13 protein-coding genes, 2 tRNA genes and 1 pseudogene are annotated in these 13,519 nt (G+C 74.3%); 5 read left to right on the top strand and 11 right to left on the bottom strand.

What is annotated here, in order from left to right; all coding sequences use genetic code 11:
- Positions 1 to 84: 84 nt before the first annotated feature.
- Together QRN56_RS25245 and QRN56_RS25240 are read right to left on the bottom strand one after the other, a co-directional pair.
- Entirely contained in the window at positions 85 to 738 is a 654-nt protein-coding gene (locus tag QRN56_RS25245) for a DUF6518 family protein (RefSeq protein WP_285107961.1), read from the bottom strand.
- Between the two features lie 120 nt (positions 739 to 858).
- Positions 859 to 2,298 (bottom strand): MFS transporter, encoded by a 1,440-nt coding sequence (locus QRN56_RS25240; RefSeq protein ID WP_285107959.1) that lies wholly within the window; start codon positions 2,296 to 2,298, stop codon positions 859 to 861.
- A 120-nt stretch (positions 2,299 to 2,418) separates the two neighbouring features.
- On the opposite strand from QRN56_RS25240, the gene QRN56_RS25235 reads away from it, so the two are divergent.
- Positions 2,419 to 3,324 (top strand): helix-turn-helix transcriptional regulator, encoded by a 906-nt coding sequence (locus QRN56_RS25235; RefSeq protein WP_285107957.1) that lies wholly within the window; start codon positions 2,419 to 2,421, stop codon positions 3,322 to 3,324.
- A 38-nt stretch (positions 3,325 to 3,362) separates the two neighbouring features.
- On the opposite strand, the gene QRN56_RS25230 is transcribed toward QRN56_RS25235, so the two are convergent.
- Positions 3,363 to 3,845, bottom strand: coding sequence for a MarR family winged helix-turn-helix transcriptional regulator (locus tag QRN56_RS25230; protein WP_285107955.1), 483 nt, complete (start codon positions 3,843 to 3,845; stop codon positions 3,363 to 3,365).
- Between the two features lie 46 nt (positions 3,846 to 3,891).
- Here QRN56_RS25230 and QRN56_RS25225 point away from each other — a divergent pair, with 46 nt between their 5' ends.
- Positions 3,892 to 5,292, top strand: coding sequence for an MFS transporter (locus tag QRN56_RS25225; RefSeq protein ID WP_285107953.1), 1,401 nt, complete (start codon positions 3,892 to 3,894; stop codon positions 5,290 to 5,292).
- Here the strand turns inward: QRN56_RS25225 and QRN56_RS25220 are convergent.
- Together QRN56_RS25220 and QRN56_RS25215 are read right to left on the bottom strand one after the other, a co-directional pair.
- A complete protein-coding gene (locus QRN56_RS25220; RefSeq protein WP_285107951.1) occupies positions 5,205 to 5,852 on the bottom strand; it encodes an RBBP9/YdeN family alpha/beta hydrolase in 648 nt (215 codons plus the stop codon). The two genes, QRN56_RS25225 and QRN56_RS25220, sit on opposite strands and share 88 nt — an antisense overlap.
- The gene (locus tag QRN56_RS25215) at positions 5,849 to 6,559 is read right to left on the bottom strand and encodes a glutamine amidotransferase-related protein (RefSeq protein WP_285107949.1); all 711 of its coding nucleotides are present in this window, start codon (positions 6,557 to 6,559) and stop codon (positions 5,849 to 5,851) included. Before QRN56_RS25215 ends, QRN56_RS25220 begins: the two co-directional genes overlap by 4 nt.
- Before the next feature lie 93 nt (positions 6,560 to 6,652).
- Between QRN56_RS25215 and QRN56_RS25210 the strand changes: the two genes are divergently transcribed.
- A complete protein-coding gene (locus QRN56_RS25210) occupies positions 6,653 to 7,519 on the top strand; it encodes a LysR family transcriptional regulator (RefSeq protein WP_285107947.1) in 867 nt (288 codons plus the stop codon).
- 21 nt (positions 7,520 to 7,540) lie between these two features.
- On the opposite strand, the gene QRN56_RS25205 is transcribed toward QRN56_RS25210, so the two are convergent.
- Complete coding sequence (locus tag QRN56_RS25205; protein ID WP_285107945.1) at positions 7,541 to 8,176, bottom strand: GyrI-like domain-containing protein; 636 nt, start codon at positions 8,174 to 8,176, stop codon at positions 7,541 to 7,543.
- 185 nt (positions 8,177 to 8,361) lie between these two features.
- Between QRN56_RS25205 and QRN56_RS25200 the strand changes: the two genes are divergently transcribed.
- Together QRN56_RS25200 and QRN56_RS25195 are read left to right on the top strand one after the other, a co-directional pair.
- Positions 8,362 to 10,713, top strand: coding sequence for an exo-beta-d-1,3/1,6-glucosidase (locus QRN56_RS25200; RefSeq protein WP_285107943.1), 2,352 nt, complete (start codon positions 8,362 to 8,364; stop codon positions 10,711 to 10,713).
- A gap of 36 nt (positions 10,714 to 10,749) precedes the next feature.
- A tRNA-Ala gene (locus QRN56_RS25195) sits at positions 10,750 to 10,822 on the top strand.
- 76 nt (positions 10,823 to 10,898) lie between these two features.
- Here the strand turns inward: QRN56_RS25195 and QRN56_RS25190 are convergent.
- The 5 genes and pseudogenes from QRN56_RS25190 to QRN56_RS25170 form a co-directional block, all read right to left on the bottom strand.
- On the bottom strand, positions 10,899 to 11,525 hold the full coding sequence (locus tag QRN56_RS25190; RefSeq protein ID WP_285107942.1) for a superoxide dismutase: 627 nt from the start codon (positions 11,523 to 11,525) through the stop codon (positions 10,899 to 10,901).
- A 185-nt stretch (positions 11,526 to 11,710) separates the two neighbouring features.
- A tRNA-Ala gene (locus tag QRN56_RS25185) sits at positions 11,711 to 11,783 on the bottom strand.
- A 92-nt stretch (positions 11,784 to 11,875) separates the two neighbouring features.
- Positions 11,876 to 12,541, bottom strand: coding sequence for a histidine phosphatase family protein (locus QRN56_RS25180; protein WP_285107940.1), 666 nt, complete (start codon positions 12,539 to 12,541; stop codon positions 11,876 to 11,878).
- Positions 12,538 to 12,975: a ribosome silencing factor gene (rsfS, locus tag QRN56_RS25175; RefSeq protein WP_285107939.1), complete on the bottom strand. Its 438-nt coding sequence runs from the start codon at positions 12,973 to 12,975 to the stop codon at positions 12,538 to 12,540. Before rsfS ends, QRN56_RS25180 begins: the two co-directional genes overlap by 4 nt.
- Positions 12,972 to 13,519: pseudogene (locus QRN56_RS25170) on the bottom strand (hypothetical protein); the annotation flags it as partial. The gene rsfS and the pseudogene QRN56_RS25170, both read right to left, overlap by 4 nt.

Below are 13,519 nucleotides of genomic sequence, written 5' to 3'. Positions count from 1 at the left end.
CCCACGCACCCGGCGGTCGCGCCCTAGGCCGCGACCAGCCGGGCAGACCGCCGCTCCGAGGCGACGCCGACAAGCCGGAGCCTCCTACAGGCTCGAGTAGGCGAGGCAGAAGGCCGCCGCGACGAGCACCGTGCCCCCCGCGGCCAGGCCCACCGGCAGCGTGCCGCGGACCCGGCGCACGAGCAGCCCCACCAGGAGCGCGAGCCCGGCGACGCCGATCACCGTCCAGTAGACGGGGCTGGTCGTCTCCCGGACCACCGTCAGCCCGTACACCGACTCCCCCACCCCGATGCCCGCGAGCAGGGCGGTGCCGAGCGCCGCCCGGACGCCGGTGGCACGCAACCAGGACGCGGCGACGCCCACGAACGGGCCGGCCACCACGCCCACCGCCGAGAACAGGAGCGGGTCGTACACGTAGCCCCGCACCTGGGACGCCACCGTGTACCCGAGCACGAGCAGCACGAAGCTCACCGCGCCGAGCACCGCGGCGGGCGCGGTGCGCGGCCGGGACCAGAAGACGAGCAGGGCCGTGAGCACCGTCCAACCGCTGGCCGAGTTGGCGAACGACGCGAACGCGTCCGGCAGGAACCCCTGGGCGTACGACGTCAGCCCGCCCAGCACGAAGCTCAGGACCACGACGACCGCGGCGCGCGCCACCGGGTGGGACAGGCCCGCGCGGGCGGAGCGGGTCGGGGTGGTCGTGGTCCGGTCGGCAGCGCTCCGGGCGGTCGAGGTCATGGCCACGACGCTAGCGAGCAGAGCCGCCGCCGGCATCGGGCCCAGGGTGGACGCCGTCGTCGTCCCCAGGGTGGATGCCAGGGCGGACGACGGCGGCCGTGTGGCCGGTCGGCCAGCCGGTCAGGCGCGCGGTCGCCGCGCCGGCAGGAGCACCACCAGCACCACGACCAGCGCCAGCGCGACCAGCACCGTGGCACCGGTCAGAGCCGCGCTGACCTGCACGGCGACCTGCGCGGCCACATCCGGACCGGCACCGGACCCCGCGGCGTCCGACCCGCCGCCGGCGTGCGCCGCGACCGCGACGAGGACGCCCAGGCCGAGCGCCATGCCGAGCTGGTGGGCGGTGTTGACGAGGCCGGACGCCGCCCCGGCGTCCTCGGGCGCGACCCCGGCGATGCCGGAGCTCGTCAGCGGCGCGAAGGCGAGGCCCTGACCGGCCCCGACGAGGAGCATCGGGAGGGCGACGGCGGTGAGGTAGGCGTCGTCCGGGCCGACGCGGCTCAGCCAGGCCAGGCCGGCGAGCGTGAGCGCCAGGCCACCGGCCAGCAGCACGGCGCCGGGGATCCTACGCAGCAGCCGCGGGACGGCCAGCGCCACGGCGAAGTTGACCAGCGTCATCGGGAAGAACCCGAGGCCGGCCTGCAGCGGGCTGAGGCCGAGCACGTCCTGGAGGTACTGGGTGGTGAAGTAGAAGAACCCGATCATGGCGCCCAGGAAGAGCAGCCGGGCGGCGTAGGCACCGCTGCGCTCCCGGCTGCGGAAGAGCCGCAGGGGCATGATCGGGTGGGCCGTCCGTGCCTCGTGCAGCACCAGGACGGTCAGCAGCACCAGGCCCGCCGCGAGCGCGCCCAGGGTCACGGGCGAGGCCCAGCCGCGCTCGCCCGACTCGATGATCCCGAGCACGAGCGCGCCCGTGCCGAGGGTCGCGGCGGCCGCGCCGCCGGCGTCGAAGCGGCCGGGGCGCCGCTCGGTCTCGGCCAGGACCCGCCGGGCCACGACGATCATGACCACCGCGATCGGCACGTTGACGAGGAACGCCGCGCGCCACGAGACCCAGTCCGCGAGCGCCCCGCCGACCACCAGCCCGAGGCTGGCGCCGATCCCGGCGGTCGCGCTGTACCAGGCGACCGCGCGGGCCTGGGCGGGGCCCTCGAAGTGCGCGGTGATCAGGGCGAGGGAGGTGGGGGCGACGACGGCGGCGCCGACCCCCTGCAGAGCGCGCGCGGCGATCATCCACCAGCCGGTGGGGGCGAGCCCGATGAGCAGCGAGGCGGTGCCGAAGACCGCCAGCCCCGCGACGAGGAGGCGCCGTCGGCCCAGGAGGTCGCCGGCGCGGGCGCCGAGCAGGAGGAGGCCGCCGAACACGAGGGTGTAGGCGTCCTGCACCCAGGAGAGCGTGGCGGGGTCGAGGCCGAGGTCGGCGCGGATGCTCGGCAGGCCCGTGAAGATCACGGAGTTGTCGAGCAGGATCATGAAGTAGCTGATGAGGATGACGGCGAGGATCGCCGTGGTGCCGGTCGTCGTGGGGGTGCCCACGCGGGGTGCTGCCGTGGTGTGCATGCTGCCTCTCCTGGTGCGTCGCCCCCAGCACACCGCGTGGCGCGCATTCCGGGGAGTCCCGGTCGTTCCGGGTAACGCCAGTGCCTCCCACGTCGGCAGGGGTCGGCTTACCGTGGGGGCATGGGACAGATCGACCACCGCGCCGAGGTCCGCGAGTTCCTCAGCTCGCGGCGGGCCCGGCTCACGCCCGAGCAGGCCGGGCTGCCCGCCTACGGCGGCAACCGGCGGGTCAAGGGCCTGCGCCGCGAGGAGGTCGCGATGCTGGCCGGCGTCTCGGTCGACTACTACGTGCGGATGGAGCGCGGGAACCTGTCCGGCGCCTCGGACGGCGTGCTGGACGCCCTGGTCGGGGCGCTGCAGCTCGACGAGGCGGAGCGCGAGCACCTGTTCACGCTGGCCCGCTCGGCGGGCTCGGGCAAGGCCCGGCGGGGCCGGGCGCCGACGACGGTGCGCCCCGCCGTCCAGCAGGTGCTCGACGCGATCAGCGACGCGCCCGCGTGGGTGCGCAACGGGCGCCACGACATCGTCGCGATGAACCGCCTGGCTCGCGCCCTGTACGCGCCGGTCCTCGCCGACCCGCGCCGTCCGGCGAACACCGCGCGGTTCGTCTACCTGGACCCCGCCGCCCGGGACTTCTTCGTCGACTGGGAGCGGATCGCCAAGGACTCCGCCTCGTACCTTCGCCTGGAGGCGGGGCGCAACCCGCACGACCCGGCGCTGATCGAGCTCGTCGGCGAGCTCTCCACGCGGAGCGAGCTGTTCCGCCGGCGCTGGGCCTCGCACGACGTGCGCCTGCACCGCAGCGGGTTCAAGCGGCTGCGGCATCCCGTGGTGGGGCAGCTCGACCTGACCTTCGAGTCGATGGAGCTCCCGTCGGAGCCGGGGCTGGTGCTGAACGTCTACACCGCGCCGGCGGGCTCGCCGGCGGCGGACGGCCTGGCCCTGCTGGCCTCCTGGGCCGCGACGCAGGACGCCGCCGAGCTCACCGAGCAGCCGGGTGCCTCCGTGGAGGAGCTGCGGGGCTGAGCGTCCCGGCTGGCACCGCCGGTCGCCGCCGGTCGCCGTCAGTCGCCGGCGGGCGGCACGCTCGCTGAGTCGGCCGCGGCGTCGTCGGCGAGCAGGACCCGGCGCAGGAGGTCCGTCAGCGTCGCCAGCTCCTCCGTGCTGAGCACGGCCAGGTCGGCCGCCTCGCCGACGCGGGCGCCCTCGATCAGCTCGGCCGCGAGGCGCTCGCCCGGGGGTTCGAGCCGTACCTGCTGACGGCGGCGGTCCCCCGGGTCGCGGACCCGGCTGACCAGGCCCGCCTCCTCGAGCCGGTCGAGGTAACCGACCAGGTGACTGCGGTTGAGGCCGAGCCGGTCGGCGAGCTCGTGCTGGCTGAGCGGGCCGAGGTCGTGCAGCCCCGTGAGCACCGCGAAGTGCGGCAGCCGGAGCCCGTGCCGCGCGAGGTTCGCGACGAGCGCGCGGTGGCCGATGCGCGAGACATGCCCGGCGAGATAGGAGGGCAGGCCCAGCAGCGTCGGGGGTCGGCCCGCGGGTTGTTCCACGGGGCGACACTATCAGCCAGTCGTTACATGATGTAATGATGTCGCTATGACATCAACTCGTGAGGCGGCCCGCCAGGGCACCGCCGGACCGTTCGTCGCGCTGCTGCTGGCGGTGCTCTCGTTCTCCCTGCTGCAGACCATGGTCGTGCCGGCGCTGCCCGACCTGCAGCGAGAGCTCGACGTCTCGCCGACGACGACGGCGTGGCTGATCAGCTCGTTCCTGCTCACGTCGTCGGTGGGCACGGTGCTCATCGGCCGCCTGGGCGACATGTTCGGCAAGCGCCGCCTGCTGCTCGTGAGCCTGGCGATCCTCGCGGCCGGGACGCTGCTGGCCGCCCTCGCCGGTGCGCTGCCCGGGTCGATCGGCGTGCTCGTCGCCGCCCGAGCGGTGCAGGGGCTGGGCGCCGGGACGTTCCCGCTGGCGTTCGGGATCGTGCGCGAGACGTTCCCGCGGGACCGCGTGCCCGTGGCGATCGGCACCGTCAGCGCGATCTTCGGCATCGGCTTCGGGGTGGGCCTGGTGGTGCCCGGCCCGATCATCGACGCGCTCGGCTGGCCGTGGCTGTTCTGGGCCGCGCTCGTCGTGGTCGTCCTCGCCCTGGTCGCGGTCGCGGTGTTCGTCGCCCGCGACCTCCCGGGGCTCGGCGGCCGGGTCGACTGGGCCGGCGGCGGCGTGCTGACCGTCACGCTCACGGCCCTGCTGCTGGCGATCAGCCAGTCCCGCCTCTGGGCACCCGGCGTCGTCGTCGCCCTGGCCGCCGTGGCGGTCGCCGCGTTCGCCGGCTTCGTGGTGCTGGAGTCGCGCCTGAGCGCGCCGCTGGTCGACCTGCGCGTGCTGCGCCGCCGGACGCTCGTCACCGCGAACCTCACCGCCCTGATCATCGGCTTCGGCATGTACGGCGCGTTCACCCTGGTGCCGCAGCTCGTCCAGACCCCCGCGGAGGCGGGGTACGGGTTCGGCGCCACCGTGACCGAGTCGGGGCTCTACCTCCTGCCCATGGCCGTGACCATGCTCTTCGCCGGACCGCTCGCCGGGCGCCTGGGCCCGCGCATCGGGTTCACCGCGACGCTGGTCGCGGCCTGCGCCATCGGCGCGGTCGGCTTCGCGGCCTTCGCCGTGGGGCACCAGCACCCCTGGGCCGTCGCCACGGGAGCCGGCGTGCTGGGCGTCGGCATCGGCTTCGCCTTCTCGTCGCTCGCCAACGTGGTGGTCGGCGCCGTCGAACTGCACGAGACCGGGGAGGCCACGGGCGTGAACACCATCGTGCGGACCATCGGCGGCTCCCTCGGGGCGCAGGTCGCGACCGCCGTCGTCGGCGCGACGACGCTCGCGGGCACCGGGCTGCCCACCGCGGCCGGCTACACGACGGCGTTCGCCGTATCAGCCGTCGCGCTCGTGGCGGCGGCGCTCGTCGCGCTGGCCGGAGGCCGTGGACGGACAAGGTGACGCAAGATCTCCCGCCCCGCGGGCCAGACACCGAGCCCGCTCGCGCCGTTCACGTGCCCGGCCGGGCCGATCCCGACCGCCTCGGCTCCCCAGACCGCCGCCAGGCCCCGCACCCAGGCGGGGGACGCGTAGGGGTCGTCGTCCGAGACGACGACGGTGACCGGCACCGGCAGCCGGCGTCGGACCGCCCGGAACCCACCCGCCGTGGCACCGGCCGGGAACGCCGGCCCGGCCGGGTCGGGGACGGCCACGAGCAGCGCGCCGGCCACCTCGCCCGGCTCGCGCCCGTCCCGCCGGCGCCCGCCCGACCCACGGCCGTCCCGTCGCGGGACCTCCGCCAGCCACGAGGCGACCGCGAGGCAGCCCAGGCTGTGCGCCAGGAGGACCACCGGCCCCTCGCCGTCCGCCACCACGCGGTCCAGTGCGTCGGCCCAGTCGCGGGCGTCGGGGGTGTCCCACGACGCCGGCCGGAACCTGGTCGCGGGCAGATCGCGCTCCCAGTGCGTCTGCCAGTGCTCGACGCCGGAGCCGCCGTACCCCGGCACGGTCACGTACCTCATCGGCCCGCCTCTGCCCGCTCGCGGGCCGCCGTCACGAACGCGTCGACCACGGGGTGAGGCTGTGCGTCCGCGAGCTCGGGCTGGAACGCGGTGCCCAGCCAGAACGCCTCCCCCGGCAGCTCGACCACGCGCGGTTCGCCCTCGGGGCTCGTCCCGGACAGCACCAGCCCGGCCTCGACCAGCGGCGCGGCGTCGGCGGCCGTCAACCCGAAGGAGCAGTGGAAGCGCTCGAAGCTCCGTTCGCCCAGGGCCGCCGACGCCCGCGTGCCGGGCTGGGTGTCGACCTGGCCGCTGCGCCCTTTCAGCGAGCAGGCCAGCTCGGTGATCAGCGCGGACGACGCCGGACCGCCGGCCGCCCGACCGCCCCCACCACCGCCCGCGCTCTCCGCGTGCCGCGCCGCGAGCCCCGCCACGTTGCGCGCGAGCTCCAGCACCATGTGCTGGTAACCGCCGCACGTGCCGAGCAGCGGCACGCCGCCGGTCCGGGCGGCCCGGATCGCATCGATCACGCGGTCCTCGTCGGCGTACGGCGACCCCGGGACCACCCAGACGCCGTCGAACGCCGCGGCCTCGTGGGGCACCAGGTCGGTGGTCGCCAGCCAGTGCAGGTCGACGTCGTCGTACCGGGCGGCGATCTGTGGGATCCGCTCGTGGGCCCGGACCGCCGTGGAGCGGTCGCCGACGAGAGCGATGCGTGCTGGACTCATGCGCTCATGCTGGAGCCCGCCCGAGCATCACGTCCAACGATGATCGGCGATGCCGGGATCAGGATTGCTGATGCACGCGGGATACTGGGCCTCGTGGACACCCGTGCCCTGCTCAGCCTGGCCACCGTCGCCGAGACCGGCTCCTTCTCCCGCGCCGCGACCCGGCTGGGATTCACCCAGTCCGCCGTCTCGCAGCACGTCGCCGGGCTCGAGCGGGCGGCGGGCACGCCGCTGCTGACCCGGCGCCCCACCGTCACCCCGACCCCCGCCGGCCTGGAGTTCCTGCGGCACGCCCGGCAGATCCTGGCGCACGAGCAGGCCGCACGCGCCGCCGTCGGACGCGTGCTCGGACGCGACCAGGACGCGCCCGTCTCGGTGGCACTCACCCCGGCCACGGAGCACCTCGCACCGATGGGCGGCCGGCTCGCCGCCGTCACGGTGGACGACGCCGCGGGCGCGAGCGCCGCGCTCACCGCGGGCCGGGCCGATGTCGCCGTCGTCGACGGGATCGCCGCACCGGGCGACCCGCTGCCCGGATCCAGCCCGGAGCTGGAGGTCCGGGTCATGGCGGAGGCGCCGATCGCCGTGCTCCTCCCGGCCGACCACCCGTTGGCGGCACGCGAGCGCCTCGACCTGGCCGCACTCGTCGACGCCCGCTGGCTCGACACGGTCGGCACCACCTGCTCGACGGCGGAGCTGGCGTCCGCGGCCCGGCTCCCGCTGCGCCGGGGCGCCGCCTACTCCGGCACCTCGGCGCACACCGTCGCGGCGCTCGTCCGCGCCGGCCACGGGCTGCACGCCGCACCGGCGGGCGTGCCGCCCGCCGGACTTGCCGTCGTGCCGATCGGCGCCCCGCGGCTGGTGCACCGAGTCGAGGTGCGCACCCACGCGGCGCCACGCGCGGTGGTCCGCGCACTGGCCGACGCCGTCGGAGCCGACACCGTGGAAGCCGGTCGCTGAGGGACCGAGGACCGAACCGCGCTACCCAGCGGAAGCCTCGACCGGCTCGACCGGCTGCCGGAGGATCGTGCGCTGCTTCTCCGGCGCGACCCTGCGGAAGTCGCTGAGGTAGATCTCGTGGTGCCTGCCCGTCCTGCGCAGGCCGTGGGCCGGGATGAACTCGTCGTGCATCCGCGCGAGCGTGGCCGCCTCGGCGTCGAAGGAACCGACGTGCAGCGTCTGCACGCAGCGCCCCTCGGACAGGGTCTCCAGGCGGACGTCGTCGAGCCGGGCCGGGCCGCCCTTGGCCCGGACCTGCTCCACCGCGGCGGCGAAGGCCTCCTGGTCCGTCCAGTCCGGGACCAGGATCAGCAGCGTCCAGTCCCAGCGGGACTTGTCGCGCGCCGTCGTGAAGGCGTCCATGTCCTCGGCCCACCACTGGCCCTCCAGCGGCATGACGACGTAGTCGCGCCCGAGCTCGCGCTTGCTGGCGAACTTGAGTGTGTAGGCCACGGGGTACAGCGCCTCGACCGCCTCGGTGAAGGCCGGCGAGGTGTTCGGGTCGCCGTGCCCGTCGATCATCAGATAGCGCAGGTCGGGCACGTCGACGACCCGGAACTGGTCCCGCTTGGCCTGGTAGGCGTCGAGGGTCTTCTTGAGGTCGGTCTTGTCGGCCATGGGCACCTCGCGGGTCGGGGATCCGGCGTCGGCCCCGTACCGAGGGCCCCGGATCGGAAGGTTCCGTACCAGGGACAGTAGCGGCCGGCCGGCGGGCCGGACCACAGCATGTGAACGACCCAGCGGCCCTTACCTAGCGACTGGTAGGTTTCCGGCGTGCGAACACAGACCGACAGGAGCGCCCGATGACCAGCGTCCACGACACGTCCGCCCCGGCACAGGCCTACCTCGACCCCGGCCTCCCCGTCGCGGAGCGGGTGGCCGACCTGCTGGCCCGGATGTCCGTGGCGGAGAAGGTGGGGCAGATGCTCCAGCTCGACGCCCGCGGTGACTACGAGGGCGACATCCTGCGCAAGCACGTGGGATCGATCCTGCACACCTCGCCGCACCGGGTGGGCCTCGCGCACGACCTGGTGGAGCAGACCCGGCTGCGCATCCCGCTGCTGGTGGGCGAGGACTGCATCCACGGGCACTCGTTCTTCGAGGGCGCGACCATCTTCCCGACGCAGCTCGGGATGGCCGCGACCTGGGACCCCGCGCTGGTGGAGCAGGCCGCGCGGATCACCGCCGTCGAGGCGTCCGCGACCGGTGTGCACTGGACCTTCAGCCCCGTGCTGTGCATCGCCCGCGACCTGCGCTGGGGGCGGGTGGACGAGACGTTCGGCGAGGACCCGTACCTGATCGGCGAGCTCGCCTCGGCGATGGTGCGCGGCTACCAGGGCTCCGGCCTGTCCGACCCGACGGCGATCCTGGCCACCGCCAAGCACTTCGCGGGGTACTCCGAGACGCAGGGCGGGCGCGACGCGTCCGAGGCGGACATCTCCCGGCGCAAGCTGCGGTCCTGGTTCCTGCCCCCGTTCGAACGGGTCGCCAAGGAGGGCTGCGCGACCTTCATGCTGGGCTACCAGTCGATGGACGGCGTGCCGATCACGATCAACGACTGGCTGCTCAACGACGTGCTGCGCGGCGAGTGGGGCTACACCGGCACGCTGATCACCGACTGGGACAACGTGGGCCGCATGGTCTGGGAGCAGAAGGTCCAGCCCGACCACGCCCACGCCGCGGCAGCGGCCGTCCGGGCCGGCAACGACATGGTGATGACCACCCCGCAGTTCTTCGAGGGCGCCCAGGAGGCCATCGACCAGGGCCTGCTCGCCGAGTCCGACCTCGACCGCGCCGTGGCCCGGATCCTGACGCTGAAGTTCGAGCTCGGCCTGTTCGAGAACCCGCGCCGGCCCACCCTCGACCGCGACGCGGCGCTCATCGGCTCCGCCGCGCACGCCGCCGTGAACCTCGACGTGGCGCGGCGGTCGCTGGTCCTGCTGCGCAACACCGACGCCGCGCTCCCGTTCGCCGGCGGCTTCACCGGCGTCGACGACGGCGGCCGCGCGGCTGGTCCCGCGGACGACCGGCCCCGGCGCATCGCCGTCGTCGGGCCGCTGGCCGATGCCGCCCAGGCCCAGCTCGGCGACTGGGCCGGCAGCTCGGGCCAGGCCGACTGGCTGCCCGACGGGCACCCGCGGGACATGATCACCACCGTGCTCGACGGGCTGCGCACCCTGACGCCGCAGGACTGGACGGTCACCAGTGCGCTCGGCGCCGAGATCGTCACGCTGGTCTCGCCGCCCGAGGGCGACACCCTGCCCGACGGCCAGCCCCGCCCCAAGATCGCCGTCCCCCGCGACCCCGACCCCGAGCTGATCGCCGAGGCCGTGGCCCAGGCGCAGGCCGCCGACCACGTCGTGGCCGTGGTCGGCGACCAGGTCGAGCTGGTCGGCGAGTACAAGTCCACCGCGACGCTGGAGCTCGTGGGCGGGCAGGTCGCCCTCCTGGACGCGCTGGCCGCGACCGGGACGCCGATGGTCGTGGTGGTCATGGCGTCCAAGCCACTCGTGCTGCCGGAGTCCGTGCTGAACGCCGCAGCGGTGATCTGGACGGCCAACCCGGGCATGGAGGGCGGCCGGGCGGTCGCCGAGCTGCTGCTCGGGCTGGTCGAGCCGTCGGGCCGGCTGCCGATCTCGTTCGCCCGCCACGTGGGCCAGCAGCCGGTGTACTACAACCAGATCCGCGGCCAGCACGGCTCCCGGTACGCCGACCTGACACAGGAGCCCGCCTTCGTGTTCGGCCAGGGCCTGTCCTACAGCACGGTGGAGTACTCCGACCTCACGGTGCGGGACGCCGAGCTGGGCCCGGACGACACCGTCCGCGCCCGGGTGACCCTGACCAACACCGGGACCCGCCCGGCGCGCGAGACGGTACAGGTCTACGTCAGCGACACCGTGACGTCCGTGAGCTGGACCGACAAGGAGCTCAAGGCCTACCGCCAGGTCGACGTCGCCGCCGGACGGAGCGTCGAGGTCGAGCTCGACCTGCCGGTGGCGGACTGCACGATCGTGAACAGCGCCGGCGACCGGGTGGTCGAGCCGGGCGGTTTCGAGCTGCTCGTCGGCTCGTCGTCGCGCGACGCGGACCTGCTGCGGGCGCCGTTCACGGTGGTCGGCACCCCCGCTTTGGTCTCCGGGCCGGGATCGGTCTAGACTGACGGCGCTCGCCCACCTGGGCGAACACCGTTCGGGGCTGTGGCGCAGCTGGTAGCGCACCTGCATGGCATGCAGGGGGTCGGGGGTTCGAGTCCCCCCAGCTCCACCGATCGGAAGAGCCGGGACATCGTGGATGTCCCGGCTCTTCTGTTTCCGCCCGTGCCGCGATGCCGGCGCCGCGGTCACGCCGGCGTGAGGAGACCCCCGGTCGTCGCCCGCGCCCGGTCGAGCCGCGCGCCGACGTCGGCCCAGTTCGCGAGGTTCCAGAACGCCTTCACGTACTCCGCCTTGACGTTGAGGTAGTCCAAGTAGAACGCGTGCTCCCACATGTCGAGCATGAGCAGCGGGGTGATCCCCAGCGGCACGTTCGCCTGCTGGTCGAAGAGCTGGAACACCAGCAGCCGCCCGCCGATGCTGTCCCAGCCGAGCACCGCCCAGCCCGAGCCCTGGATGCCGGTGGCCGTGGCGGCGAAGTGCGCCTGGAACGCCGCGAAGCTGCCGAACTGGTCGGCGATCGCCGCCGCGAGCTCGCCCGTGGGCTCCCCGCCGCCGTCGGGCGAGAGGTTGTTCCAGAACACGGTGTGGTTGGTGTGGCCGCCCAGGTTGAACGCGAGATTCTTCTCGTGCAGGTTCACCGCGGCCAGGTCGCCGCTCTCCCGGGCCCCGGCCAGCGCGTCGAGCGCGGCGTTGGCGCCGGCCACGTACGCGGCGTGGTGCTTGTCGTGGTGCAGCTCCATGATCCGCCCGCTGATGTGCGGTTCGAGCGCGGCGTAGTCATAGGGCAGGTCAGGCAGGGTGTAGACGGGCATTTCCGAGTCCTCTCGTCGAGTGCTTCCGACGCTAGAACCTCAACCGCGGTTCAGGTCAACGGACCTGGACGGGACGCGGTGGTGATCGTCGACACACCCGGGTTGAACCCACGTGCGGGCTCGAGCCGGGGAACGAGAAAAGCCGCCGATTCGCACCCTCGTGCGAATCAGCGGCCTTCAGCGGGTGGAGCTGGGGGGACTCGAACCCCCGACCCCCTGCATGCCATGCAGGTGCGCTACCAGCTGCGCCACAGCCCCAGATTGGTCTCTCCCAGCTGTTCGGCCGGGCGAGCGTCGTTAGTCTATGCAGACCGACGCCAGGGACCAAATTCAAACCGGAGTGCGCTCGGTCACTGCCGGGCCTCGGGCCCGGACTGCCACGTGTCGAGCGGGTACCCGGCCCCCACGTTGTGCGCGACGAGGCGCCACGCCGGGACCGCCCCCGGCCCGGAAGCGCGCAGGTGCGACCAGTGCACGTTGTGCAGGCCGTGCAGCCCGCGCCACGTCGCCGGTTCGAGACCCAGCAGGCGGGTGATCGCCTGCGTGATCGCCGATCCGTGCGAGACCACCACGAGCGTCTCCCCCGAGCCCAGGGACCCGGCGTGCCGCAGCACCGCCTCCTCCATGCGCCGGGCGGTGACCGCCTTGGACTCCACACCGTTCGCCTCGGGCTCGCCGCCGCTGCGCCAGACGGCGTGCTCCTCGGGCCAGCGCCCGGCGATCTCGGAGTCGGTCATCCCCTCCCACTCGCCGAACGACCGCTCGCGCAGCCCGGCGTCGGTCACGACCTCCAGGTCGAGGTGCCGTGCGTACGCGACGGCCGTGTCCCGGGCCCGCTGCAGGTCGCTGGAGACCACGAGGGACGCCTTGTGCGACGCGGCCAGCGCCGTGGCGCCCTGCTCCGCCTGCCAGCGGCCGACCTCGTCGAGCGGGATGTCGATCTGGCCCTGCAGGCGCAGGCCGGCGTTGTATGCCGTGCGCGCGTGACGCAGCAGCACGATCGTTCCTGCGGTCACAGGCGGGAGTCCCCGGCCAGGTGGATCGCGCCGTCGTCGGGGTCGCGGTACTCCGCCGCGTCGCCGCCGCCCTGGGCGTCCTCGGGCAGCGGGATGGCCGGGCAGTCCTTCCACAGGCGCTCGAGCGCGTAGTAGGTCCGGTCCTCGGCGTGCTGCACGTGCACCACCACGTCGCCGAAGTCGATGAGCACCCACCGCGCCTCGGACTTGCCCTCGCGCCGGATCGGCTTGACACCCTCCTTGAAGAGCGCCTCCTCGACGGCGTCGACGATCGCGGAGACCTGACGCTCGCTGGCGCCCGACGCGATGAGGAAGACGTCGGTCAGCACGAGCTGCTCGCTGACGTCGAGCGCGATGATCTCCTGCGCCTTGATGTCGCTCGCCGCCCGCGCCGCGATGATCGCGAGCTCCGTGGCCCGCTCGGTCGCCGTCATGCCGCATTACCTCCCATGAAGCCGGGCAGCCCGCCCGGCAGGGTGCCCAGCAGGGCCGCCGCCTGGTCCGTCGGGTACCCGGGGCTGTCCCCCTCGAGCACGAGCTTCCAGATCAGGAGGCCGAGCACGAACGCCACGACCACCAGGATGATGTAGTGCAGCCAGGTGTACTGGGGGCCCTCGTCCTCTTCCTCCCACTCCTCCTCCGCCTCACGGCGGGAGGTACGGGACGGGGCGATGGGGCCGGCACCGAACTGGCCGGGCGAACCGGGGTGCTGCTGACCGGGGCCACCCATCTGCCCCGGGCCGCCGATCTGACCGGAGCCGGGACCACCCGGGGCACCGGGGACGGGCTGACCGCCCGGGGCGCCACGACGTCCGGGGAACGGCGAGCCGGGGGCCGCGGGCGCACCGCCCGAGGGCACCGACGGCGGGGCTGCCGGGCCACCGGCCTCCCACGGAAGCGCGGGCGCGGCGCCCGAGACGGCGCCGCTGGGCGGGGCACCGGCCGGACGGCCCGGCGCACCCGGGCGCTGCTGGCCGA

It is taken from the genome of Promicromonospora sp. MEB111, from assembly GCF_030209445.1.
Taxonomy (GTDB): domain Bacteria; phylum Actinomycetota; class Actinomycetes; order Actinomycetales; family Cellulomonadaceae; genus Promicromonospora.
The sequence above is the reverse complement of the archived record's forward strand: the minus strand, read 5'-3'. Positions and strand labels throughout refer to the sequence as shown.